19 protein-coding genes and 1 tRNA gene are annotated in these 25,220 nt (G+C 61.7%); 3 read left to right on the top strand and 17 right to left on the bottom strand.

All coding sequences use genetic code 11. The features are described from left to right. Positions 1–150: 150 nt before the first annotated feature. The 9 genes from pqqF to rpsU form a co-directional block, all read right to left on the bottom strand. Positions 151–2,430, bottom strand: a complete 2,280-nt coding sequence (pqqF, locus tag CQW31_RS03250; RefSeq protein WP_099813732.1) for a pyrroloquinoline quinone biosynthesis protein PqqF — start codon at positions 2,428–2,430, stop codon at positions 151–153. Positions 2,431–2,587: 157 nt separating this feature from the next. Further along, positions 2,588–3,382, bottom strand: a complete 795-nt coding sequence (locus CQW31_RS03245; RefSeq protein WP_099813731.1) for a carbon-nitrogen hydrolase family protein — start codon at positions 3,380–3,382, stop codon at positions 2,588–2,590. Between the two features lie 15 nt (positions 3,383–3,397). Then, positions 3,398–5,080 (bottom strand): NAD(P)/FAD-dependent oxidoreductase, encoded by a 1,683-nt coding sequence (locus tag CQW31_RS03240; protein ID WP_099813730.1) that lies wholly within the window; start codon positions 5,078–5,080, stop codon positions 3,398–3,400. Between the two features lie 187 nt (positions 5,081–5,267). Further along, entirely contained in the window at positions 5,268–5,729 is a 462-nt protein-coding gene (locus CQW31_RS03235) for an Lrp/AsnC family transcriptional regulator (RefSeq protein WP_099813729.1), read from the bottom strand. A 118-nt stretch (positions 5,730–5,847) separates the two neighbouring features. Beyond that, positions 5,848–5,924 (bottom strand) — tRNA-Ile (locus CQW31_RS03230). A gap of 16 nt (positions 5,925–5,940) precedes the next feature. Next, entirely contained in the window at positions 5,941–9,684 is a 3,744-nt protein-coding gene (locus CQW31_RS03225; RefSeq protein ID WP_054885231.1) for a bifunctional diguanylate cyclase/phosphodiesterase, read from the bottom strand. 118 nt (positions 9,685–9,802) lie between these two features. Continuing rightward, positions 9,803–11,653 (bottom strand): RNA polymerase sigma factor RpoD, encoded by a 1,851-nt coding sequence (gene rpoD / locus CQW31_RS03220; RefSeq protein WP_099813728.1) that lies wholly within the window; start codon positions 11,651–11,653, stop codon positions 9,803–9,805. A gap of 67 nt (positions 11,654–11,720) precedes the next feature. Further along, the gene (gene dnaG / locus CQW31_RS03215; RefSeq protein WP_099813727.1) at positions 11,721–13,703 is read right to left on the bottom strand and encodes a DNA primase; all 1,983 of its coding nucleotides are present in this window, start codon (positions 13,701–13,703) and stop codon (positions 11,721–11,723) included. A gap of 285 nt (positions 13,704–13,988) precedes the next feature. After that, positions 13,989–14,204, bottom strand: a complete 216-nt coding sequence (gene rpsU / locus CQW31_RS03210; protein ID WP_003255575.1) for a 30S ribosomal protein S21 — start codon at positions 14,202–14,204, stop codon at positions 13,989–13,991. A gap of 204 nt (positions 14,205–14,408) precedes the next feature. Here rpsU and tsaD point away from each other — a divergent pair, with 204 nt between their 5' ends. Next, positions 14,409–15,434 (top strand): tRNA (adenosine(37)-N6)-threonylcarbamoyltransferase complex transferase subunit TsaD, encoded by a 1,026-nt coding sequence (tsaD, locus tag CQW31_RS03205; protein ID WP_054885228.1) that lies wholly within the window; start codon positions 14,409–14,411, stop codon positions 15,432–15,434. A 15-nt stretch (positions 15,435–15,449) separates the two neighbouring features. On the opposite strand, the gene plsY is transcribed toward tsaD, so the two are convergent. Further along, positions 15,450–16,019 carry a glycerol-3-phosphate 1-O-acyltransferase PlsY gene (gene plsY, locus CQW31_RS03200; RefSeq protein WP_054885227.1) on the bottom strand — a complete coding sequence of 190 codons (570 nt, stop codon included), beginning with the start codon at positions 16,017–16,019 and terminating at the stop codon, positions 15,450–15,452. 74 nt (positions 16,020–16,093) lie between these two features. Here plsY and folB point away from each other — a divergent pair, with 74 nt between their 5' ends. Both folB and folK read left to right on the top strand, forming a co-directional pair. Continuing rightward, positions 16,094–16,450: a dihydroneopterin aldolase gene (folB, locus tag CQW31_RS03195; protein WP_009682799.1), complete on the top strand. Its 357-nt coding sequence runs from the start codon at positions 16,094–16,096 to the stop codon at positions 16,448–16,450. Continuing rightward, positions 16,441–16,950 carry a 2-amino-4-hydroxy-6-hydroxymethyldihydropteridine diphosphokinase gene (gene folK / locus CQW31_RS03190; protein ID WP_054885226.1) on the top strand — a complete coding sequence of 170 codons (510 nt, stop codon included), beginning with the start codon at positions 16,441–16,443 and terminating at the stop codon, positions 16,948–16,950. The genes folB and folK overlap by 10 nt, the downstream gene beginning before the upstream one ends. A gap of 181 nt (positions 16,951–17,131) precedes the next feature. Here folK and CQW31_RS03185 read toward each other — a convergent pair whose 3' ends face one another. The 7 genes from CQW31_RS03185 to apaG form a co-directional block, all read right to left on the bottom strand. Further along, positions 17,132–18,226, bottom strand: a complete 1,095-nt coding sequence (locus CQW31_RS03185) for a multifunctional CCA addition/repair protein (RefSeq protein ID WP_099813726.1) — start codon at positions 18,224–18,226, stop codon at positions 17,132–17,134. A 54-nt stretch (positions 18,227–18,280) separates the two neighbouring features. After that, the gene (locus tag CQW31_RS03180; protein ID WP_099813725.1) at positions 18,281–19,849 is read right to left on the bottom strand and encodes a SpoVR family protein; all 1,569 of its coding nucleotides are present in this window, start codon (positions 19,847–19,849) and stop codon (positions 18,281–18,283) included. Further along, the gene (locus CQW31_RS03175) at positions 19,846–21,117 is read right to left on the bottom strand and encodes a YeaH/YhbH family protein (RefSeq protein WP_099813724.1); all 1,272 of its coding nucleotides are present in this window, start codon (positions 21,115–21,117) and stop codon (positions 19,846–19,848) included. Before CQW31_RS03175 ends, CQW31_RS03180 begins: the two co-directional genes overlap by 4 nt. Positions 21,118–21,258: 141 nt before the next feature. Next, positions 21,259–23,181 (bottom strand): PrkA family serine protein kinase, encoded by a 1,923-nt coding sequence (locus CQW31_RS03170; protein WP_054885222.1) that lies wholly within the window; start codon positions 23,179–23,181, stop codon positions 21,259–21,261. A gap of 283 nt (positions 23,182–23,464) precedes the next feature. Next, positions 23,465–23,794 (bottom strand): thiosulfate sulfurtransferase GlpE, encoded by a 330-nt coding sequence (glpE, locus tag CQW31_RS03165; RefSeq protein WP_054885221.1) that lies wholly within the window; start codon positions 23,792–23,794, stop codon positions 23,465–23,467. A gap of 13 nt (positions 23,795–23,807) precedes the next feature. Further along, complete coding sequence (locus CQW31_RS03160; RefSeq protein WP_054885220.1) at positions 23,808–24,674, bottom strand: symmetrical bis(5'-nucleosyl)-tetraphosphatase; 867 nt, start codon at positions 24,672–24,674, stop codon at positions 23,808–23,810. Next, positions 24,674–25,054: a Co2+/Mg2+ efflux protein ApaG gene (gene apaG / locus CQW31_RS03155; protein ID WP_054885219.1), complete on the bottom strand. Its 381-nt coding sequence runs from the start codon at positions 25,052–25,054 to the stop codon at positions 24,674–24,676. The genes CQW31_RS03160 and apaG overlap by 1 nt, the downstream gene beginning before the upstream one ends. Between the last annotated feature and the right edge of the window lie 166 nt (positions 25,055–25,220).

The following is a 25,220-nucleotide window of genomic DNA, read 5'->3' as shown; positions in this document are numbered from 1 at the left end:
GGGGTTGGGTTACTTCAGCTATTCGTTGGGTGCCGCCTGGAGCAGGAGGTTCCGTTGGCTGAGATAGCGTTATCTTACAAGAAAAATTTGTACCGAAAGGTTAATTCTTTGATAAGCGCCCTTGCAGCAAACGTAACAATCCCCGCGAGATCAGTGCCAGGACGCCTCTGGCGCAGCACTGTTGGCCAGGCAAAGCCACGGCCAATCGGTACCGAGCAGGTCGCGTAGCAGGCCGTCCAGATCTGCCTGTTGCGTGTTCAGAATAGACCGCCGCAGCGCAAGCAGGTCGCCAGGCTCTTTGGCCAGGTGTGTCTGCCATGCCCATTCAGTGACGTCGGCGTTGGCCATGGCGTTTTCGTCGAACTGCTCGGCCAGTGCTTGTCGGGCGACCGCATCGAGGGTGACGCCGCGGCCCAGCAGCTCGCGCAGGTGATCGAGGATCTCGGCCTGGCTGGCATGCGGCGATTGCACCCCGAACAGCAGGCCACCGATGCCCTCGATCTGACGAAAGGTACTGAAAACCGCGTAGCCCAGCTGCAATTCGACGCGCAGGCGTTGATATACCGGGCCTTGTAGCAGCTGCGCCAGCAGGCGACCGCTGCCTTGCCGTGCGGCTGGCAGTGGGCAGAACAGCAGCAGGGCATGTTCACTGCCTGGCACCTCGGCATGGTGCCAGCGGCGACCAGCCCAGCCGGCAGCCGGCGTGGGCGCCCCGCCTTGCCCGGGGCAACCCTGCAGCACGGCGCCGAGGGCCTGCACAGCACTGGGCTCGAAGCCGACGGCCAGGCCGTGCCAATGGCTGTGTTGCCAGACGCCATCGAGCAGCGCCTGGTCGAGGGTGGCAGACGGCATTGTGGCCGGGCGAGTGCCAAGCACGGCGTCAGGTAGCTGACTGATCAACGCCCTGATCGGGATCAGCGCGGGCGCCTCAGGTGGCGACGTCTGCCAGTTGGAGGGCACTTGCATCAGGGCCAGGGCCTGGCCTGCGGCGCGTACCACGGCTACCGGATGGCCAGCGCAGCACAACTGCCAATTGTCGCCCGACGCGCTGAATTGCAGTTGCACGCAAGCTTGCTCGCAACGACTTTGCAGGGGGCGCAGGGCACGTTGCAGTACGCTGTACAGACGCTGGCGCAATGCCGATGGCACCTGCCAACGCAAATACAGTGCTGCGTATTGCCTGGAGGGTGGCAGCAAGTCGCTGATGCACAATGCAGCTGGCAACTCAGCAGCTGGGGCAGAGGGCAGTTCATCCGAAAACAAGGGCTCGGGCGCAGGCAGCTGCCATTGCCCGTATGTGCATCGCGGCAGCTGCTCAAGCAGCGCTTCGAGCGCCCTCAGAGCTTGGGCATCCAGTGCTGCAAACGGCTGCCCGGCGCTGTCGCGTCGGGCCAGCTCCAGTGCGCTGGCGCTGCGTTGACGACGTTGTTGCAAACAGCCAAACGTGCGGTTGAGTGGGCCGGGGTCTGTCTTGCCGATGAACTCGAACCAGCCGTGCAGCAGCTTCAGAGCCTCATCGCTGTTGGCATCCGGGGCAAGCTCCAGGTCGAGGTGCCAGAGCAGTTGCCCGGCAAACGCATGCAGCTTCTCGGCCTTGAACACTTTGAGCCAGCCACGTTGCTCCAGTGCATGCAGCCAACTGCCGGGGCGGTTGTCGCCGAGGTGGGCGATCAGCAGTTCCAGTGCCTGTTCTGCCCCTGCTGGCAGGCCGTCGTGTGCGAACAGCAGTGGCTGGTTGGCGGCCAAGGCGGGTGGCAAGGCTTGTAACACAGCGGGGCTCGGCTTGAAGACGCCGGCGTAGTGGCTGCCAAGCTGTTGCAGTTCATCCAGCGGTTGCGGGCCGCACAGGCTCAGGGTGATCTGGCCGCCCTGGTAAAAGCGCTGGTGGAAGCCTGCGAGGGCTTGCTGGAAAGCACTATCGCCCAGTACGAGGGAATAGCGGTTGCCGGCATGAAAGCCGCTCAAGGGGTGATCGCCACCCACAGATTGCAACAAAGCGAATTGCTGTTGCGCCTGCTGGTTGCGTGACCAGGCGATGAATTCGGCGTGGATGACTTCCCGCTCGCGACGCTGCCGTTCGATGCCCAGATCCGGCTCGGCAAGCATCTGGCACAGGCGCTCCAGGCCACCGGCCAATGCCGCGGGTGGTACTTCAAAGAAGAAATCGGTGCTGCGCTCGCGGGTGCTGGCGTTGACCTGGCCGCCCAAGGCCTGGACATAGCGCATCAGGCCGTCTTCCAGCGGGAAGCGTGCTGTGCCCAGGAAAAACAGGTGTTCGAGGAAATGGGCCAGGCCTGGCCATGCGGTTGGCGCGTCATGGCTGCCCGCATGGACCCTCAACGCGGCCGCAGAGCGCTTCAGGCGCGGCGCATGGCGCAGAGCCAACTGCAGACCGTTGGCGAGGGTGAGGTGGCGGGTGGTGTCAGGCATGGGAACTCCAGGGCAGGTGTCCATGCTAACCCATTTGCAAGAAAGGTCCGGCCCATTCGCGGGCCCGCCGCTCCCACAGGAATGGCATGCGACCGCACGATCACGCGGTCTCTGTGGGAGCGGGCGTGCCCGCGAATGGGCTGCTAAGCGGCCTCTGTCAGCCTTGACGCAAATGCAGTTCCTGGCGCAAATCGGTCAGGTAAGGAAACGCCTCACGCCCCTGCATCACTCGCTCATGCTCAAGCTCTGCCAGCAACTGGCATTCATCTCGCTCCGCCATGGCCAGCAGACTGCCATCGGGCCCGATGATGCTGCTCTGCCCGCAGTACTGGATCTCGCCCTCGGCCCCGCAGTAATTGGCATATACCAGGTAGCACTGGTTTTCCTGCGCCCGCGAGCGCACGGTCACCTGGCAGACGAAATCGTACGGCGTCATGTTCGCCGTCGGCACCACGATCAGCTCGGCACCTGCCAGCGCCAGGCGCCGGGCGTTTTCCGGGAACTCGATGTCGTAGCAGATCAGCATGCCGACTTTCCAGCCGTTCAGCTCGACCACCGGAAAATGGTCGGCGCCAGGGCTGAACATCGCCCGGTCCAGTTCACCGAACAGGTGGGTCTTGCGGTAATTGCACAGGCTGCGGCCATGGGCATCGATCAGCTGCACGCTGTTGTAGATCGCTCCGTCATCGGCGCGCTCCGGGTAGCCGTAAACAATGGCGATGCGGTGTGACTGGGCAATCTCCACCACCCCCATGGCCGCAGGACCATCGTCGGCTTCGGCCAGCCGTTCGACCTGCGCCAGGCCGATGTTGTAGCCGCTCAGGAACATCTCCGGGCACACCAGCAATTGCGCGCCACGCTCGGCCGCCAGCTGCGCCTGGTGGCGCAGCCGTTGCAGGTTGCCGGGCACGTCCAGCGGGTTGGGTGCGCCCTGGAACAGAGCGATGCGCATGCTGCCTCCTTGGTTTCAGTCGGCCAGGGCGATGGGCCCGATCTCATCGAACACATCACCCGGGCCTGGGTTGTCTGGGTGCGTGTGGCCACCGAAGTGGTTCATGATACCCCACACCGCATTCAGCGATGTCTGCACCGCACCTTCGACCCAGGCCGGGGTCCACGACACGTCGTCGCCGGCGATGAACATGCCGCGTTGCTCGGTGGGCATATCCTGCTGCATGAAGTGTGCGTACATGCGTTGGTTGTAGCGGTAATGGCCTGGCAGCGCGCCCTTGAATGCGCCGAGGAAGTGCGGGTCGGCTTCCCAGGAAACGGTGATCGGGTCGCCGATGATGTGCCCGGCGATATCGGTCTTGGGGTAGATCTTCTTCAGTGCGTCCAGGGCCAGCTGCACGCGCTTTTCCACCGGATGCGGGAGCATCTTCAGGGCGTCGCTCATCCAGGCGTAGGACAGGCAGATCACCCCCGGCTTGTCGTCACCGTTGTCGAACAGGTAGGTGCCGCGGGTGAGGCGATCAGTCAGGGTCATGCTCATCAGGTCGCGGCCGGTCTGCGGATCCTTGTCCTTCCAGAACGGCCGGTCGACCATGACGAAGGTCTTTGATGATTGCATGTAGCGGGTGCGGTCCAGGGCCATCCACATCTTTTGCGAGAACAGCGATTCTTCGCAGTCGATCTGGGTGGTCAGCAGCCAGCTCTGGCAGGTCGCGAGCACTGCACCGTAGTGGCGGGTGTCACCCCAGTTGTCGGTGACCGCCAGGCGCCCATCGGCAGCACGGGCGATGCGCTTGACGCCGCTGCGCGGTGCGCCGCCATGCAACGAACTGAGGCTGGTGCCCTCTGGCCAATGGACGCAACGCTCCGGCACATGGCGCCAGATACCCTGAGGCACCTGTTCCACGCCACCGACGATCAAGTGCTGATGATCGTCGCAGTTGGTCATGACCACGCGGAAGATTTCCAGCATCGAGTTGGGGAAGTCCGAGTCCCAACCGCCGGTGCCGAAACCGACCTGACCGAACACTTCACGATGCTGGAAGCTCAACTGGGCGAACGAGCGCGAGGTGGCGACGAAGTCGTAGAAGGTGCGGTCGTCCCACAGGGGGACCAGCTTGTTCCACAACGCTTTCAGCCGAGGTACATCACGGTCACGGATCGCCTGCTGGATATCGGCGAACTGCGCACCGTTTTCCAGCGCGTCTGCCCAGGCGTCGGCCACTTCGTGGAACAGTTTTGGCAGGTCACTGGGCTTTTCTGCATAGTAGGTCTGGCCTTCGAGGTCGATCACCGTGCTGCCCGAGGCGGAGGTCAGCGGGTTGGGGAAGGGCTTGGTTTCCAGCCCCAGCTTGTCGACGTAGTGGTAGAAGGCGGTCGAGGACACCGGGAAACGCATGCCGCCGAGCTCGGCGATGATGCCGTCGGTACCGTTGAAGGCCTGCGAACGCAGTCGGCCACCGAGCTTCGAGGCCTCATACACCACGGGCTTGAGGCCCAGCTTCATCAATTCGTAGGCCGCAACCAGCCCGGCGATACCTGCACCCACGATGGCGACTTCTTCGCCATGACGTTCGGCCGGGATACTGCCCAGGCCAGCGGGGTGTTCCAGCCAGTCGTCGAAGGCGAAGGGGAAATCCGGGCCGAAGATGGTAATAGGTTGCTTGCCGTCGGCGGGGTGGCGGTTTTTCTTGTTCATGAAGTGACCTTGCCAGAGCGGCTGCGCAGGGGGCGAAGCCTGATTATAGGAGATGGCTGACGGTCATTTTATGAAGCGGCGCTATCGTAATTAAGATGCAGAGTGATGGCGAAATGTATTATTCATCGTCATTGTGATGGCACTAGCATCATTTTTTACGATCAGCGCAGCCAAGTGCTGCGACGTTTCAAACGGGCTGCCCTCGATCGACCTTGCTGCTGAGGATGATCGACGTGGTGGTCTTCTCCACCCCCTCGACGCTGCCAATCTGGTCTAGCAGTTGGTCGAGTTGCTCCGGTGAGTCGCTGCGTAGCCAGGCCACGTAGTCGAACTCGCCACTCACCGCACACAGCTGCTGCACCTGCCCCATGGCACTCAGGCGCCTTACCACTTCCTTGCCGGAGCGTGGCTGCACCTTGATCCCGACATAAGCCTGCAGCCCACCGCCGATCAGGCGCTGGCCGAGACGCACTCCATAGCCGGTGATGACCTTGTGCTTTTCCAGCCGTTCCAGGCGCGAGTTCACCGTGGTACGGGCGATGCCAAGCTGGCGGGCGAGGGTAGCGACGCTCTCACGGGCGTTGATCTGCAGCAGAGCGATCAGCTGATGGTCGATTTCGTCGAGGGCGATGGGGCGAGAGTCCGACATGGTAAGTCTCTACGAAGGGGCCCCTAGCCTAGCCAGCCGCAGCCGAGCGGGGCAAGGCCTTGAACGGTCAACATTCGGGCACAAAAAAGCCGCGCATTGGCGCGGCTTCCGTCATATCTGGTGGGCCCACACGGACTCGAACCGTGGACCAAAGGATTATGAGTCCTCTGCTCTAACCGACTGAGCTATAGGCCCTCAGTAAGTGCCCGGATTATAACGAGGGTTTTGAAAGCGTGCCATCCGAAAGATCAGATAGTGCTATGCGAAGAAACGTCGCTGCGAACTCGTCCGGTGGCAACGGCAGGCTGACGATGTAACCCTGGATCTGCTCGCAGCCCTCTGCTGCCAAGAAGCGCTGCTGTGCCTGGTTCTCCACGCCTTCGGCAATGATCGTCAGTTGCATGCTGCGCCCGAGCGCGATGATGGCGCGGGCGATGGCGGCGTCATGGGGGTCGTCTGGCAGCCCGCGAATGAACGACTTGTCGATCTTGAGGATATCCAGCGGCAGGCGCTTGAGGTAACTCAGCGATGAGTACCCGGTACCGAAATCGTCGATCGCCAGCTGCACGCCCAGCTGTTTGAGCTGATGCAAAATGGCCAAGGCCTCTTCGGCCTGGCTCATGATGAAGTTCTCGGTAATCTCCAGCTGCAGGTCGCCCGCTTTCAGCTGATACACCTTCAACAGGTGCTCGATGCGCTTGGCGAGGTTGGGGTGGCGCAGCTGCGCGCCAGCCAGGTTGATCGACAATGGCCCGAAGGCTTGATAAGCCTTTTTCCAGCGATGCATCTGCTGGCAAGCCTGCTCCAGCACCCAGTCGCCCAGCTGCAGGATGGTGCCGTTCTCTTCGGCCAGATGAATGAAATGCTCGGGCGGCACTTCGCCGAATGTCGGGTGGCTCCAGCGAACCAATGCTTCGGCCCCGACCAGGGTCTGGGTCTTGAGGCTCAGCTTGGGCTGGAAGCTCAGGCTCATCTCGTTGCGCTCGATGGCGCGGCGCAGTTCGTGCTCCATGGCGATGCGTTCGCTGGCCTGTACGGTCAGGTCACGGGTGTAGGCTTCCACGCGGTTGCGACCTTTGGCCTTGGAGCGGTACATGGCGGCGTCGGCGTTGCGGATCAGCGTGGCGACGTCGGTGCCATCCTGCGGGTAAAGGCTGATGCCGATGCTGGCGCTGGTAAAGAACTCATGCTCGCCGGCCTGGAACGGGGCGACGAAGCAGGCCAGCAACTTGTTGGCGATGGCATGGGCATCGCTGGGCTTGTGCAGGCCGGGCAGCAGGATGATGAATTCGTCGCCGCCCAGGCGGGCCACGGTGTCGACGTCGCGCACCTGCTCCTTGAGGCGCTGGGCGATGCCTTTGAGCAACAGGTCGCCAACCGGGTGGCCGAGGCTGTCGTTGATGTGCTTGAAGCGGTCCAGATCGAGGAACAGCACAGCACCCTGCCGGTTGGACACCTGTGCGCAGGTCAGCACGGCCTGCAGCCGGCTTTCGAAGAGGGCGCGGTTGGGCAGGCCGGTCAGTGGGTCGTGGTGGGCCTGGTAGTCGAGTTTGGCCTGGGCGTGCTTGAGGCTGGAGATGTCGGCGAACACGGCGACGAAGTGGGTGATGTTGCGATCATTGTTGCGAACGGCGCTGATGGTCAGCCAACCGGGATACAGTTCGCCGTTCTTGCGCTTGTTGTAGATCTCGCCCTGCCAGTGACCTTCTGCGGTGAGCTGGTGCCACATGGCGGCATAGAAGGCGCTGTCATGCTGGCCAGAGGCGAGCAGGCGCGGGGTCTGGCCGAGCGCCTCGATCTCGCTGTAGCCGGTGATCTCACTGAAGGCACGGTTGACTGCACTGATGCGCTGGTCGGTGTCGGTGATCAATACACCTTCAGCGGTATTTTCAAACACGGTGGCAGCCAGTTGCAGTTTTTCCTGCATCAGGTGGCGTTCGGTAATGTCGCGGGCGATGGTCAGCATGCAGTCGACACCACCGATCGGCAGTGGCCGGGCCGAGAGTTCGCAGAGGCGAATCTGCCCGTCGCTGCGGCGCAGGTGGCAGCTGAAGTCACGCACGAAACCATTGCGTCCCAGTTGGTCGATCAGGCGTTTGCGTTCGTTGAGGTCGACCCAGATCCCCAGGTCGAAGGAAGTCTGGTCGATCGGCTGGTTGAATTCGTAACCGGTCAGGCGGCAGAAGCCTTCGTTGACTTCCAGCAGCAGGCCGTCGCTTTGGCGCGACAGCAACAGGCCGTCAGGCGAGGCGTGGAAAGCCTTGGCGAACTTTTCCTCGGAGGTCTGCAACTGTTGTTGGGTTTCCTTGAGCTGGCTGATGTCGCGAACCGCCACGACCAGCGCCGGGGTGCCGTCGAGCTCGAAGGTTTCGGCCGAAGTCAGGCCGGTGAACAACTGGCCGTTGCTGCGGCGGAAAGTCATTTCAAGGTTGCGGATGCCACCCTGATGCAGGCGTTCGAGAAGCCTCGGGCCCATGCCTTCGACCCCCCACAGGTTGAGCTCGGTAGCGGTACGGCCGATGACCTCACCCGGTTTCAGGCCGATCTGTTCTTCGAAGGCTTCGTTGACCTCGAGCAGCACGCCATCACTATGCCGTGCGATCAGCAGAATGTCCGGGCACTGCTCGAACACCGAGGCGAACTTTTGCTCAGACAGACGCAGGGCGTCTTCGGTGCGTTTGGTCTCGCTGATGTCGATCATCAGGCCCCGCATCACCGGCCGGTGGCCGTGTTCGATCATGCTGACGATGTTGCGCACCCAAAGCGCCTGGCCGTCGGCGCGTAGCACGCGGTAATCGAGGCTGTGATCACGCCCTGCGGCGGTTTCGCTTTCGCAGAAAGCCTGGGCCCAGAGCGCATCGTCGGGGTGCAGGATGCTGCGCCAGAAGCCGGGCTTGAGCCAGTCGTGCAACGGGTAGCCCAACAGGTCCTCGGCGTGCGGCGAGACATAACTGTAGGTGAAGTCGTTGGCGTCGGCTTCCCAGGCGATTGCCGACAGGCTCTCGATCAGGCCGCGGTAATGGTATTCGCTGCTGCGCAGTTCCTGTTCCAGGGCGATACGTCTGGAAATTTCCGAGCTGAGCCGGCGATTGATACGGATGACCGCGGCGAGAATGGCGATCAGCAGCAGGACGGCCGGCAGCCCATAGAGCAGCGTGTCGTGCCAGAAGCTTCGCTGGTCGACCACGGCGCCGACCCAGCGCTGCTGGATATGGCTGATCTCTTCGCTGGACATGTCGGCCATCACTTTGTCGAGGATGCCGACCAGTACCTGCTGGTCACGGGGCGCGGCCATTGCCAACTGATAGCGATAGGGTGTGTCGCCGCTTACATACAACCCTTCGAGCTTGAGCTGGCGCAGGCTCCAGATACTGGAGGCGAGGTCACCGACCACGGCGTCCACCGCGTCGGTGGCCAGTGCCTGCAGGGTCGAGTTGACATTCGGCATCGCCACCAGGTTCAGGTCCGGGTGGTGGGTGCGGAGCAGTTCATGGGGCGCATAGTTTTCCACCACAGCGACCTTCAGCCCGTACAAGTCCTTGAGCGTGCGCGGTTGTGGGCCGCCTTCATGGGCCAGGATGACGATGGGGAAATCGAGGTAGGGACGGGTGAACGCGAGGTAGCCCTGGCGTTCGGGTGTCGACATGATGCCGGGCAGCAAGTCGATGCGGCCTTCGCGCGCCTGCTGCAGCACTTCGGTCCACCTGCTCGGCTCGACCGGTTTCAGTATTACGCCCAGGCGATCCTGGAGCAGGGCGATGTAATCGGCGGCCAATCCCTGGTACCGGCCCTCCTGGTCACGAAACTCGAAAGGTGGCCAGGAAGCGTCGACGCCCAGTCTCAACTGCGGGTGGGCAGCGAGCCAGGTTTTTTCCTCGTCTGTCAGGGTCAGGGCGCCGGCCGTTGTGTTCCACAGCATCAGGAACAGCAACAGAATGGCCGGCTTCGGCAGCATAGCGGCCTCGCATTCAGTTGGTCTGAAGTCGAGTGTAGACGGGCATTCAGCCAGCAGAGTGGCCGATCACAACTATTTGTCGGATAAGAAAAACCCCGGCCTGGGCCGGGGTTCGTCATCACTCGTCGAGGAAGGAGCGTAGATGCTCGCTGCGAGTCGGGTGGCGCAATTTGCGCAACGCCTTCGCTTCGATCTGACGAATCCGCTCACGGGTCACGTCGAACTGCTTGCCTACCTCTTCAAGGGTGTGGTCGGTGTTCATGTCGATACCGAAGCGCATGCGCAGCACCTTGGCTTCGCGTGCGGTCAGGCCCGAGAGCACGTCACGGGTCGCTTCCTTGAGGCTTTCGACCGTGGCCACGTCGATCGGGGACTGCATGGTCGAGTCCTCGATGAAGTCGCCCAGGTGCGAATCTTCGTCATCACCGATCGGGGTTTCCATGGAGATCGGTTCTTTGGCGATCTTCAATACCTTGCGGATCTTGTCCTCAGGCATTTCCATGCGCTCACCGAGCTCTTCCGGGGTCGGCTCACGGCCCATTTCCTGCAGCATCTGGCGGGAAATACGGTTGAGCTTGTTGATCGTCTCGATCATGTGCACCGGAATACGGATGGTGCGCGCCTGGTCGGCGATCGAGCGGGTGATCGCCTGACGGATCCACCAGGTGGCGTAGGTCGAGAACTTGTAACCGCGACGGTACTCGAACTTGTCCACCGCCTTCATCAGGCCAATGTTGCCTTCCTGGATCAGGTCGAGGAACTGCAGGCCCCGGTTGGTGTACTTCTTGGCGATGGAAATCACCAGACGCAGGTTCGCCTCGACCATTTCTTTCTTGGCGCGGCGGGCTTTCGCCTCGCCGATAGACATGCGGCGGTTGATTTCCTTGATCTCGGCGACGGTCAGGCCGGTCTCGGTCTCAAGGTCGATCAGCTTCTGCTGGCAAGCGACGATGGCGGCGTCCTTTTCACCCAGGGCAGCTGCCCACTTGGTGTTGCGCTTGGCCAGGTCACCGGACCAGGTCTGGTCGGTTTCATTGCTCGGGAACAGGCGCAGGAAATCAGCACGCGGCATACGGGCATCACGCACGCACAGCTGCATGATCGCGCGCTCTTGCTGACGCAGGCGATTCAGGGCATCGCGCACACGCTCGACCAGGACGTCGAACTGCTTCGGCACCAGCTTGATCGGCATGAACAGGTCAGCCAGGGCCTGGAGGGCCTCGATGCTTTCCTTGCCGTCACGGCCGTGCTTTTTCAGGACCTTGGCGGTGGCCTGGAGCTGATCGGCAACGGCACCGAAGCGCTGGGCTGCGACAACCGGATCGGGACCGCTTTCGGTCTCTTCCTCGTCGTCACCCCCTTCGCTTTCCTCGTCTTCGTCGTCCGACTCTTCCTTGGCCGCTGGTACCTTGGCACCAGGTACTGGCACTTCGTCGGTCGGTGCGGCGATGTTGTCGTCAGGGTCGATGTAACCGCTGAGGACGTCGGACAGGCGGCCGCCTTCGGCGGTGACGCGGTCGTATTCGCCGAGGATGTAGTCGACAGTGCCCGGGAAGTGAGCGATGGCGCCCATGACTTCACGGATGCCTTCCTCGATACGCTTGGCGATTTCGATTTCGCCTTCGCGAGTCAGCAGCTCGACGGTACCCATTTCGCGCATGTACATGCGCACCGGGTCGGTCGTGCGGCCGATATCGGTTTCAACTGCCGCCAACGCAGCAGCGGCTTCTTCGGCCGCGGCTTCGTCGGTGTCGGCTTCCGCCAACAGAAGGGCATCCGCATCCGGAGCACTCTCGAATACGTTGATCCCCATGTCGTTGATCATGCGGATGATGTCTTCCACCTGTTCCGGATCTGAAATATCCTCAGGCAGGTGGTCGTTGACCTCCGCGTAAGTCAGGTAGCCCTGCTCACGACCGCGGGTGATCAACTCTTTGATACGAGACTGCTGTTGCGCTTTTCCGGACATAACACCCTATCCACTGAAGGTCTTGGCGGGCAAAAAACAAGCCGAGGATTATACCCGAGCATGGGCCTCACGCGCCAGATGAGGTCGGCGTTTGTGCGGGAACATTCCGGCTCAGCAGGGCGAGGAGCTGTGATTTTTCCTCGCTGGTCAATTCGCTTTGACGTGATTTCCTGAGCAGTTGTTCCAGGCTGCGCTCGCGTTGGCGGGCGGACAAGCTAGTTATAGTGTCGAAAAACTGTTGTTCAAGGTTGTCGGCCACGATCAACCATTCCTTTTCGGCCAGGGCCCGCAGCAGACGGCCTTGTTCAGTGCCGTGCCAACGTGCGATCAACTGCATTGAGCTTAGCCCAGGATTCTTCTGCGCAGCTTCGATCAGGGCCACCAGCAGCTGGCTGTACAGGTGTTCTTCGTCGGCGAAGTGGCTGGCATCCTCGACCTTGCCGGCCAGCAATGGATGGTGCAGCAAGGTGCGCAGGGCGGCCAGGGTCGGTGGTTCGACCGGTGCCGGCACCCGCGGCGGTGCTTCGTCGCGCTGCTGCCATGGCTTGCCGCCCTTGCGGTTCTTGTCCCAGGGCTTGTCGCCCCACTGCTTCTTGCCCCCGCCTTTGTTTGGCTTCCACTCCTGTTGCTGATGAACGGGGGCGTAGTCGGGCTGTGGCATGTCGCCGTAGTCGGGGGTATAGCTGGCCATGGCATCGTAGTCATAGCCAGGGTCGTAATCTGGCACGCCGCTGGTCGCCGGGGCCTGTTGCGCCAGTTGCTCGACCTGCTGAGGGTCGAGGCCGGTGATTTCCTTCAGGCGGTTGCGCATGAGCTGACGCAAGTTCGCACCGGGGATCTTTTCGATCAACGGTGCAGCCAGGGTGGCCATGTGTGCCTTGCCTTCCAGCGAGCGCGGGTCGGCTTCGTTGCTCAATTGCTCGAAGAAATAGTCGGCCAGTGGCTGTGCGTGCTGGTTGATCCGGGCCATGAAGGCATCGGTGCCTTCGGCGCGTACCAAGCTGTCCGGGTCTTCACCTTCTGGCAGGAACAGGAAGCGCGCACGGCGGCCATCCTGCAGTGCCGAGAGGGTCGATTCCAGCGCCCGCCAGGCAGCCTTGCGCCCGGCCTGGTCGCCGTCGAAGCAGAACAGTACGCTGGGCACCACGCGGAACAGGCGCTTGAGGTGCTCTTCGCTGGTCGCGGTGCCGAGGGTGGCGACGGCATTGCGCAGGCCTTGTTGGGCCAGGGCGATCACGTCCATGTAGCCTTCGACGACGATTATTTCGTCGAGGTTGCGGTTGTGCTTGCGTGCCTCGTACAGCCCGTAGAGTTCCTGGCCCTTGTGAAACACCGGGGTTTCCGGTGAGTTGAGGTACTTGGGCTTGTCGTCGCCCAGTACCCGGCCGCCAAAAGCGATGATGCGCCCACGGCTATCGCGGATCGGGAACATCACCCGGTCGCGGAAGCGGTCGTAGCGTTTGCCGCTTTCCGCATTCTCGATCAACAAGCCGGCGTCGATCATCACCTTTTGCTGCAGACTGTCGGCGCCCAGGTGCTTGAGCAGGTTGTCCCAGCCCGGCGGCGCGAAGCCCAGGCCGAAGTCTCGGGCGATCTCGCCAGACAAGCCACGGCTCTTGAGGTAGTCCACCGCCGCCTTGCGGGTCGGATGGCTGCGCAGGGCCTGGCGGTAGAACTCCGAGGCGGCATCGAGCAATGGGTACAGCGGCGAATCGGTTGGCTGGCGCGGCTTGTTGTCGCGACGGCCTTGTTCCCTGGGCACTTCCATGCCGGCTGCGCGGGCCAGCTCCTCGACGGCCTGGGGAAAGTCCAGGTTGTCGTGGTCCATGACGAAACCAAGGGCGTTGCCGCCGGCACCGCAGCCGAAGCAGTAGTAGAACTGTTTGTCTGGGCTGACCGTGAAGGAAGGGGTCTTTTCCTTGTGGAACGGGCAGCAGGCGGAGTAGTTCTTGCCGGTTTTTTTCAGCTGAACGCGCGAACTCACCACGTCGACAATGTCGAGGCGGTTGATCAGGTCGTCGATGAAGCTTTGGGGAATCAGCCCGGCCATGGCAGTCTCGTCATCTGGCAACTGGCAAGTCTAAACGCTAACGGGGCGAGTGATGCTAGGGGAAGTGCGAGGGAGTGTGTGCTCGTCGCCAGCCTCCGGCTTGCCGGGGGCTCGTCAGTCAGGACGTGCACGACTGGCCGAAACCAGATCTGACGCTTTGGAACCATTTGCCCGCTGCAAGTTGCTGCAGGCACCTTGGGCTAGCTGCTCAAGGCCAAACAAACCGCTGCCATCGGCCCGGCAGCGAGCCGGGCAGGGCAGAAGCTCTTGCGTAGAACGTCTGTATTAGTACAGGCGAACGGCGCGGCGCTGTTCGCGCTGAACTTTCTTGGCGTGACGCTTAACAGCTGCAGCTGCTTTGCGCTTACGCTCGGCGGTCGGCTTCTCGTAAAACTCGCGGCTACGAACTTCAGCCAGTACACCGGCTTTTTCGCAGGAGCGCTTGAAACGACGCAGAGCTACGTCGAAGGGTTCGTTCTCTTTAACTTTGACGGCTGGCATCCAGGGCTACCTTAATTCATTACCGGGGTAGACGTGCTCCTGGCAAAACAAAGGTGTGCTGGAGAACGTCGGTTTTCAAGGGTTGCGGATGTTAACCCTTAGTACGCCGGAATGCAAAGCCTCTGATCGAAAACCGCTGGTCGGCACCCGGCACGGGGACTATCATGCGCGGCTTCGAATTCAGCCCCCACAAGGGACGAGCCCATGCTAGTACTGGGATTGGAAACATCCTGCGACGAAACCGGCGTCGCATTATACGACAGCGAGCGCGGTTTGTTAGCCGACGCGCTGTTCAGTCAGATCGACCTGCACCGCGTGTTCGGTGGCGTGGTGCCCGAGCTTGCCTCGCGTGACCACGTCAAGCGCATGCTGCCGCTCATCCGCCAGGTGCTGGAGGAAGCTGGCTGCGTCGCCACCGAGATCGACGCCATTGCCTACACTGCCGGCCCTGGCCTGGTCGGTGCGCTGTTGGTCGGCGCCTCGTGCGCCCAGGCCCTGGCTTTCGCCTGGGATATCCCGGCGATCGGTGTGCATCATATGGAAGGCCACCTGTTGGCGCCGATGCTGGAGGAAAACCCTCCCGAGTTTCCGTTCGTCGCTTTGCTGGTTTCCGGCGGCCATACCCAGCTGGTGCGGGTGGATGGCATCGGCCAGTACGAGCTGCTGGGCGAGAGCCTCGACGATGCTGCCGGCGAAGCGTTCGACAAGACCGCCAAGCTGATCGGCCTCAACTACCCGGGGGGGCCGGAAATCGCGCGCCTGGCCGAGCGGGGTGTGCCTGGGCGCTTCGTGTTCCCGCGGCCGATGACCGATCGGCCGGGTCTTGAGTTCAGCTTCAGTGGCCTCAAGACCTTCGCCCTGAACACCTGGCAGCAATGCAAGAATGCTGGCGACGACAACGAGCAAACCCGTTGCGACCTGTCCCTGGCTTTCCAGCAGGCGGTGGTGGAGACTCTGACCATCAAGTGCAAGCGGGCCCTCAAGCAGACTGGCCTCAAGCGCCTGGTCATCGCGGGTGGCGTGAGCGCCAACAAGGCCTTGCGCGCCTCCCTGGAAGACATGCTGGCCGGCCTCAAGGGCAACGTGTACTACGCGCGACCACAGTTCTGCACTGATAACGGTGCGATGATCGCCTATGCCGGTTGCCAGCGTCTGTTGGCCGGGCAGAAGCAGGACTTGGCCATCAGCGTGCAGGCACGCTGGCCCATGGAGCAGCTGCCGCCGCTGTGATGGCGTGCGGGCGCGTCAGAAATGCCTTTCGCGCCCGGCAAACAAGTCGCGCAGATTGTTGCGGTGGCGCCAGACGATCATCACTGTCAGCACGGCGATCGGCAGCAGCGCCTCCGGCTCTCGCCAAGCCAGAAGTGGCAAGGTCAGCGGGGTTGCCACAAGCGCCGCCAGCGAGCTGGTGCGAGTGAGGTAGAAGGTCAACAGCCAAGCGCCGATGGCCAGCAGTGCGGCTGGGAAATACAGGCCCATGAGCATGCCTGCGGCAGTGGCGACGCCTTTGCCGCCGCGGAAGCGGAAATACAGCGGGAACAGGTGGCCGAGCACTGCGCACACGCCGACCCAGGCTTGCTCTTGCAGGCCAAGGCCGGCAGCGCGGGCGAGCAAAACCGGCAACAGCCCCTTGCACAGGTCGCCGAGCAGGGTCAGGATCGCCAGTTTACGGCCCGCCAGGCGTAGCATGTTGGTGGCGCCGGCATTGCCCGAACCGCTGGAACGAGGGTCCGGGCTGCCCGAAAGGCGGCTTAGGACGATGGCGAAGGACAGCGAGCCGAGCAGGTAGGCGAGCAACGCCAGTAACCAAAACATGCTAACTATTCCGGGCGAGGACGCCCTGATTCTAACGGCGCCAGTCGCCCTTGTCGTGCTGTGGAGAGAAGTGCTTGGACAGAGTGTTCATCGAAGGCCTGGAAGTCGATACCGTCATCGGCGCCTATGACTGGGAGCGGGATATTCGCCAGTGCCTGCGCCTGGACCTGAGTTTTGCCTGGGATAACCGCCCGGCAGCCGCCGGTGATGACCTGAACCTGGCACTCGACTATGCCAGTGTGTCGGCGCGGATCCAGGCATTTGCCGAGCAGGCGCGCTTCGAATTGGTGGAAACCTTCGCCGAGCGCCTGGTGGCCGCGCTGATGGAAGAGTTCCACATTCCCTGGGTGCGGTTGAAGCTGACCAAGCCGGGGGCCGTTCCCGCCGCCCGCGGCGGTGTTGGCGTGGAGATCGAGCGCGGATGTCTCTGAACACCGTTTACCTGGGCCTTGGCAGCAACATCGATCGCCACCAGCACCTGTGTGCGGGGCTCGATGCGCTGGCGGCCATTCTCAGCGACATGCAATGTTCCCCGGCGTTCGAGAGCCAGGCTGTGGGGATCAAGAGCGGGCCGTTCATCAACTTCGTGGTCACCGGCAAGACCGATCTGCCGCTGATGGAGCTGGATCGCCGGCTCAAGTTCATCGAGGCGGACAATGGTCGCTATGCTCCGGATCGCAAGGGCCTGCCGCTGGATATCGATGTACTCCTGTATGACGACCTGCATGGCACGTTCGATGGGCTGGTGCTGCCTCGGGCGGAGATCCTGAAGAATGCCTTCGTGCTGTGGCCTTTGTCGTTGCTGGCGCCGGAGCTTGTACATCCAGGTGCGGGCAAAAGCATGGCGCAGCTGTGGCAGGAGGCGCGGATCGACCAGGTGTTGGCACCTGTCGCTTTCGAATGGCGGGGCGTGCAGCTGACCCAGGCGTGAGCCTGTAACGGCCCTTTCGCGGCTAAAGCCGCTCCCACAGTGACCCCATAAGCCTTGGTCTGATGCGATCCCACAGGGACCCCATAGGCCTTGGTCTGATGCGATCCCACAGGGACCCCATAAGCTTTGGTCTGATGCGATCCCTGTGGGAGCGGCTTTAGCCGCGAAAGGGCCGGTGTGGTCAGCCCGGCTTGTAAGCCTCGAGCGCTTTTAGCCGCTCACCGTTGAGGGCCTCGCCCAGGCCTTGCCCGGTCAGCCCGGCTTCCACCAGTGGCTTCACATCCACTGCCCGGGCTGCGGCTGCCGCCCCGCGCAGATAATTACCCTGTGGATAACCTTCACAGGTGGCCATTTCACACGCGGCAATGAAATCCTCGAAACGCTGTGGTCGTCGATAAACGTCGAATTTCTGCAGCATTTCCAGCAATTTTGCAGGCGTTAATTGCAACGCGTTGTCAGCCCGCCCGGCAAACTCACCCACCAGCACGGCCAGTTCCTGGCATTCACGCGGCGCCTTGAAACGCTGATTGAGTGCTTTGATCGCCACTGGCTCCAGCCCTCGCAGCAAGCACGCCCAGCGCACAGCCAGCGGCTGCTGGCGCTCTGCCGCCCGGCGCAGGGCGCCCAGTGCGTGCGCAGGCTGTTCCAGCTCAGGCATCAACTCGTTCAAAGCGCCACAGGTCTGCAATACCTGGATGAACACTTGCGGCTGACTTTCCATCAGCGCCCGTTCGATCTCTTTCCAGCTACGTTCGGCTGTCAGCGCCTGCAATTCGCCAGATTCGGCGATCTGGCGCATCAGCGCCAGTGTTTCATCGGCGACCTTGAAGCCCAAGGGGGCGTAACGTGCGGCAAAGCGGGCAACACGCAACACACGTAGGGGATCTTCGGCGAATGCGGGGGAAACGTGGCGCAGAATGCGTTGTGCAAGGTCGGCCTGGCCATGGTAAGGGTCGAAGACCACGCCCTGTTCATCCTCGGCCATGGCATTGATGGTCAGGTCGCGGCGGATCAGGTCTTCCTCTAGCGTAACGTCCGGGCTGGCGTGAAAGGTGAACCCGCCGTAACCGCGTCCGCTCTTGCGCTCTGTGCGTGCGAGGGCATATTCCTCGCCGGTCTCTGGATGCAGGAACACCGGGAAATCAGCGCCGACCGGGCGGAAGCCCAGGGCATGCATTTCCTCGACCGTGGCGCCAACCACCAGCCAGTCGATATCACTGACCGGGAGCCCGAGCAGGCGGTCGCGTACTGCGCCGCCGACTTTGTAGATGTGCATGTGCAGCCTCCATTACTGCCCACAGGATAACCTGTTGGCAGTAATGGCGGTGCATCAGAGGTGGTGGATGACGGCGAGGTCCATGCGCCCGTAGTCGCCGCTCTCGGCATGTTCCCCGCGCGGTGGCATGTGATGGGTCTTGACCACCTGGTCGCCCTGTACTGTCTCCAGGTGGATATCGAAGCCCCACAAGCGGTGCAGATGCTTGAGCACTTCCTCGGTGGAATCGCCCAGCGGTTTGCGGTTGTGCTGCTGGTGGCGCAAGGTCAGGGAGCGATCGCCGCGGCGGTCGATGCTCCAGATCTGCACGTTGGGCTCGCGGTTGCCCAGGTTGTACTGGGCAGCCAGTTGCTCACGAATTATCCGGTAACCCGCCTCGTCATGGATGGCCGGTACCAGCAGGTCGTCGCGCTGGTCATCATCGAGGATGCTGAACAGTTTCAGGTCACGCATCACCTTGGGTGACAGGTACTGCAGGATGAAGCTCTCGTCCTTGAAGCTGCTCATGGCGAACTTGATGGTAGAAAGCCAGTCACTGCCGGCAATGTCGGGGAACCAGTGGCGATCTTCCTCCGTCGGGTTTTCGCACATGCGGCGGATGTCGGTGTACATGGCAAAGCCCAGTGCATACGGGTTGATGCCGCTGTAGTACGGGCTGTCGAAACCGGGCTGGAACACAACGCTGGTGTGGGACTGCAGGAACTCGATCATGAAGCCTTCAGTGATCAGGCCTTCGTCGTACAGGTCATTCATCAGGGTGTAGTGCCAGAAGGTGGCCCAACCTTCATTCATCACCTGGGTCTGGCGCTGTGGGTAGAAGTACTGGGCGATCTTGCGCACGATGCGCACCACCTCGCGCTGCCAGGGTTCGAGCAGCGGAGCGTTCTTCTCGATGAAGTAGAGGATGTTTTCCTGCGGCTCGGAGGGGAAGCGGGCATCGTCGCGGTCACCGCCTTTGTCCGCACTCTTTGGAATCGTGCGCCACAGGTCGTTGATCTGCCGCTGCAGGTGCTCTTCCCGGTCTTTCTGACGCCGGCGTTCTTCCTCAGCGGAGATCGGATAGGGGCGCTTGTAGCGGTCCACGCCGTAGTTCATCAGCGCATGGCAGGAGTCGATCAGGTCCTCCACGGCGTCGATGCCGTGGCGTTCCTCGCACTGGGCGATGTACTGCTTGGCGAACACAAGGTAATCGATGATGGATGTGGCGTCGGTCCAGGTGCGGAACAGGTAATTGCCTTTGAAGAAGCTGTTGTGGCCATAGCAGGCGTGGGCAATCACCAGTGCCTGCATGCACATGGTGTTCTCTTCCATCAGGTAGGCGATGCACGGATCGGAATTGATCACGATCTCGTACGCCAGACCCATCTGGCCCCGGCTGTAGGACTTCTCGGTACTGAGGAACTGCTTGCCGTAGGACCAATGGTGGTAACCCAGCGGCATGCCGACGGACGCGTAGGCATCCATCATCTGCTCGGCAGTGATCACCTCGATCTGGTTGGGGTAGGTGTCCAGGGCGTAACGCTCGGCCAGCCGACTGATTTCCCGATCGTAGGTCTGGATCAGTTCGAACGTCCACTCGGACCCGGTGGAAATGGGTTGGCGTCTCTGTGCTCTGGCGGTCATGTGGCTAACCTGCGCTGGAAGAGTTCACGGAAGACCGGGTAGATATCGCCGGCCGATACCAACTGCTGCTGGGCGAATGTGTCGGGGAAGGCTTCACCGATTCGCTCGTACTCGTACCACAACGCCTGGTGCTCACGGGGGGTGATCTCAACGTAAGTGTAGTACTGCACATGCGGCATGATCTGCTTGGACAGGATCTCGCGGCAGATCGGCGAGTCGTCGTTCCAGTTGTCGCCGTCGGACGCCTGGGCGGCATAGATGTTCCAGTCGGCGGCCGGGTAACGTTCAGCCATGATTTCCTGCATCATCTTCAGCGCACTGGAGACGATGGTGCCGCCAGTTTCCCGGGAATAGAAGAATTCTTCCTCGTCGACTTCGCGGGCGCTGGTGTGGTGGCGGATGAACACCACCTCGATCCGGTCGTAGTTTCGCTTGAGGAACAGGTACAGCAGGATGAAGAAGCGTTTGGCGATATCCTTGGTGGCCTGAGTCATCGAACCGGACACGTCCATCAGGCAGAACATCACCGCCTTGGAACTGGGATTGGGTTGCTTGACCAGCAGGTTGTACTTGAGGTCGAACGTGTCGAGGAAGGGCAGGCGGTTGATGCGTGCCTTGAGCCGTTCGATTTCCTGTTCGACTTCCTGGATATCGGTGAAGTTGTCGGGTTCTTCGATCTTCAGCCGGTCCAGTTCCTTCTGTGCTTCGCGCAGCAGCGCACGGCTGCTGCCGGTCAGGGCGATGCGCCGGGCGTGCGCCGAGCGCAGGGTACGGACGATGTTGATGCGTGACGGGTTGCCCTCGTTGGCGATGCCAGCTCGCACGGTCTTGAAGGTGTCGGCGCCGGTCAGGTGGCGTTTGACCAGGTTGGGCAGTTCGAGGTCTTCGAACATGAATTCGAGAAACTCTTCCTGGGTGATCTGGAAGACGAAGTCATCCATCCCCTCGCCGGAGTTGCCGGCCTTGCCGCGGCCACCGCCGCCCCCGCCGCCTTGTGGCCGAGGGATATGCTCGCCAGCGGTGAACTCCTTGTTGCCTGGGTGCACGATGGTCTGCTTGCCGCCCCGGCCATGGTGCAGCACAGGTTCATCGATGTCCCGTCCCGGAATGCTGATCTGTTCGCCATGTTCCATGTCCATGATGGAACGGCGGCTCACGGCCTCTTCGACGGCCTTCTTGATGTGTTCACGGTAACGCCGCAGGAAGCGCTGGCGGTTGACCGTGCTCTTGTTCTTGCCGTTCAGGCGTCGGTCGATAACGTAGCTCATGGTCCCTCCGGTAGCTGGGAGCAGCTGCAAGCCACAAGCTTCAGACTGCTGGAATCAGCAGCCACCGCTGCTTCACGCTACGGCGCCGGGCTTGCGCTCGGCGCTGGGCAGCTTGAAGCGAGCGGCTTGTAGCTTGCCGCTTTATTGCGATTTCCTGACCCGCAGGTACCATTCCGAGAGCAGGCGAACCTGTTTGTCGGTGTAGCCACGTTCCACCATCCGCGTGACGAAGTCGTTGTGCTTCTGTTGGTCCTCCTTGCTGGCCTTGGCGTTGAAGCTGATGACCGGCAGCAGGTCCTCGGTGTTGGAGAACATTTTCTTCTCGATCACCACCCGCAGCTTCTCATAGCTGAGCCAGCTCGGGTTCTTGCCATTGTTGTTGGCGCGGGCACGCAGCACGAAGTTGACGATCTCGTTGCGGAAGTCCTTCGGATTGCTGATGCCTGCCGGTTTCTCGATCTTTTCCAGTTCTTCGTTGAGGGCGATGCGGTTGAGGATCTCGCCGGTTTCCGGATCGCGGTATTCCTGGTCCTGGATCCAGAAGTCGGCGTACAGCACGTAGCGGTCGAAGATGTTCTGACCGTATTCGCTGTAGGACTCGAGGTAGGCCGTCTGGATTTCCTTGCCGATGAACTCGATGTAGCGCGGTGCCAGGTACTCCTTCAGGTAGCGCAGGTAACGCTCGCGTACTTCGGCCGGGAACTGTTCTTGCTCGATTTGCTGTTCCAGCACGTACAGCAGGTGCACCGGGTTGGCTGCCACTTCATGTGGATCGAAGTTGAACACCTTGGAGAGAATCTTGAAGGCGAAGCGGGTCGACAGGCCGTTCATGCCTTCGTCGACGCCCGCCGCATCGCGGTACTCCTGGATCGACTTGGCTTTCGGGTCGGTGTCCTTGAGGTTTTCGCCGTCGTAGACGCGCATCTTCGAATAAATGTTGGAGTTTTCCGGCTCCTTCAGGCGTGAGAGCACGGTGAACTGGGCGAGCATCTTCAGCGTGTCTGGCGCGCAATGGGCCTTGGCCAGCGAGCTGTTGATCAGCAGCTTGTCGTAGATCTTGATCTCATCGCTGACCCGCAGGCAGTACGGCACCTTGACGATGTAGATCCGGTCGATGAACGCCTCGTTGTTCTTGTTGTTGCGGAAGGTGTGCCACTCCGATTCGTTGGAGTGGGCCAGCAGGATACCGGTGTAGGGAATGGCCCCAAGGCCTTCGGTACTGTTGTAGTTGCCTTCCTGGGTGGCGGTGAGCAAGGGGTGCAGGACCTTGATCGGCGCCTTGAACATTTCGACGAATTCCATCAGGCCCTGGTTGGCCCGGCACAGAGCGCCCGAATAGCTGTAGGCATCGGCGTCGTTCTGCGGGAATTCCTCGAGCTTGCGGATATCGACCTTGCCGACCAGGGCGGAGATGTCCTGGTTGTTCTCGTCGCCCGGCTCGGTCTTGGCGATGGCGATCTGGTTAAGGATCGAGGGGTACAGCTTCACTACCCTGAACTTGCTGATGTCACCGCCGAACTCCTGCAGGCGCTTGGTGGCCCAGGGCGACATGATGGTGTTCAGGTAGCGCCGCGAGATGCCGTACTCCTCCTCGAGAATGGCCCCGTCTTCGGTGGCATTGAACAAGCCCAAGGGCGACTCGAACACTGGCGAGCCCTTGATTGCGTAGAAGGGCACCTTTTCCATCAACTGCTTGAGTTTCTCGGCCAGCGACGATTTACCGCCGCCTACCGGGCCCAGCAGATAGAGGATCTGCTTCTTCTCTTCCAGGCCTTGGGCGGCATGGCGGAAGTACGAAACGATCTGGTCGATGCACTCTTCCATGCCATGGAAGTCGGCAAAGGCCGGATACCGGCGAATGACCTTGTTGGAAAAGATTCGCGACAGCCTGGAGTTGGTTGAGGTGTCGATCAGTTCTGGCTCACCGATGGCCAGCAACAGCCGTTCAGCCGCCGATGCGTAGGCACTGCGATCCTCTTTGCACAGCTCGAGGTACTCCTGCAGCGAGAGTTCTTCCTGGCGCGTAGACTCGAAGCGTTGTTGGAAGTGGCTAAAAATGCTCATGACGTCACCTCGCTCGATACGTGGAGACGACGCCGGATCAGTCAGCTGATGCTGGCATGCAACCGGGTTCGCCGATTGCTGTATACCCCCCAGAACACCCTGAAACGCTACCGATGACCCGCACGCCGGTGTACCGGCTCTCCCCTTTTTTTGGATGGCCTGCGCTTAAGAATAGTTGGTTATCCGCAAGGTCAAGGGCGCGCAGTGCAGAAGTTACGAACGACCGTTCGTCAGGTGGGCTGCGAGCCCGCGTGGGGCGCGGGCTGCAGTAAATATGAAAAAATTATTCGGCAGCGCCTTGAGCGGTCTCTGCCGGGTAGGTGGCGCGCCATAGTTCGAAGCCGCCATCGACGCTGTACACCTCGGAGAAACCTTGGCCGACCAGGTAGGCCGCTGCGCTCTGGCTGGAGTTACCGTGGTAGCAGACCACCAGGGTCGGGGCATCTAGGTCGGCATTGCGGATGAACTCGGCGACCGAGTGGTTATCCAGATGCTTGGCACCGGTGATGTGGCCGGCGGCAAAGGCTTGCGGGTCGCGAATGTCGACGACTACCGCACCTTGTGCGCGCAGTGCCAGGGCCTGCTCGGGAGGGATGCGCTTGAATTCGCTCATGGTACGGCTCTCTTCAGGATTGATCGTTCAGTGTAGTGGGTTGTGCAGGCAGACGGACATTGCCGTCGTCGGTGCAGTCGCAGCGGTGGTATTCACCGCTGTCAACGTTGTACAGGGTCATGGCGCCCCCCCACACGCAGCCGGTGTCCAGAGCGATGATGCCAGGCTCGTCGACCTGGCCCTGGAGTGCAGCCCAGTGGCCAAAAATGATCGTCACGTGGCGGGAGCGGCGGTCTTTGTGGGCATACCAGGGTTTGTAGCCCTTGGGTGCGGTGCCCAGGCCTTCCTTGCTCTTGAGGTCGAGCTTGCCTGCGGGGGTGCAGAAGCGCATGCGCGTAAGGTAATTGGTGATGACCCGCAGGCGCTCGATACCGGTGAGGTGTTTGCTCCACTTGTTCGGCTCATTGCCGTACATGCCATCCAGATACAGCTTCAGTCGGCCGTCGTCGCGCAGCACTTCTTCGACTTCCGCAGCGAGCTTCAGGGCCTGGCCAAGGGTCCACTGTGGCGGGATACCGGCATGAACCAGGGCGACGCCGCGGGGCTCGTCGTAATGCAGCAGCTTCTGCTGGCGCAGCCAGTCGAACAACTGATCGGCGTCCGGCGCCTCGATGACCTCGCGCAGGGTGTCGCTCTTCTTCAAGCGCTCGACATTTTGCCAGGCAGCCAGCAGGTGCAGATCATGGTTGCCCAGCACGCACACCAGTGACTGGCGGATCGAGTAGAGGTAGCGCAGGGTTTCCAGCGACTCGGGGCCGCGGTTGACCAGGTCGCCGACCAGCCAGAGGCGGTCGACCGCCGGGTTGAAGTTGACCCGCGCGAGCAGGCATTTGAGCGGACCAAGGCAGCCTTGCAGGTCTCCGACGGCGTAGGTAGCCATCAGTGCAGCGCTCCAGGAACCGCGAGGCGGAAGGGTGCGATGTCGGCTTCGAAGCGCTTGCCGTCTTCGGCGAACATCTCGTAGCTGCCCTGCATGGTGCCGACGCGTGTGCTGATCACCGCGCCACTGCTGTAGGTGTGGCTCTGGCCAGGTTCGATGGTCGGCTGCTGGCCGACCACGCCGGCACCGCGCACTTCCTCGACTTCGCCATCACCGTTGGTGATCAGCCAGTGGCGTGACAGCAGCTTGGCTTTGACCAGGCCGTTGTTCTGCACGGTGATGGTGTAGGCGAAGGCGAAGCGACTGCTTTCGGGGTCGGATTGGTCTTTCAGGTAACGGGTCACGACGCTGACGTCGATCTGATAGCGAGGGTCGGACATGCAAGGGCCTTGGGCGAACTGACGCAATAATGCAGTCTAGGCCATTGGCAGGGTGGAGGGCCAGCGGTGTAGGGGCTTGGAGGGTGTGCTGTCAGTGCCGGCCCCTTCGCGGGTAAACCCGCTCCCACAGGGACCGCACAGGCTCCTGGGGTTGCGCAATTCCTGT

The organism is Pseudomonas sp. 382, assembly GCF_002759075.1.
Lineage (GTDB): Bacteria > Pseudomonadota > Gammaproteobacteria > Pseudomonadales > Pseudomonadaceae > Aquipseudomonas > Aquipseudomonas vlassakiae.
The sequence above is the reverse complement of the archived record's forward strand: the minus strand, read 5'-3'. Positions and strand labels throughout refer to the sequence as shown.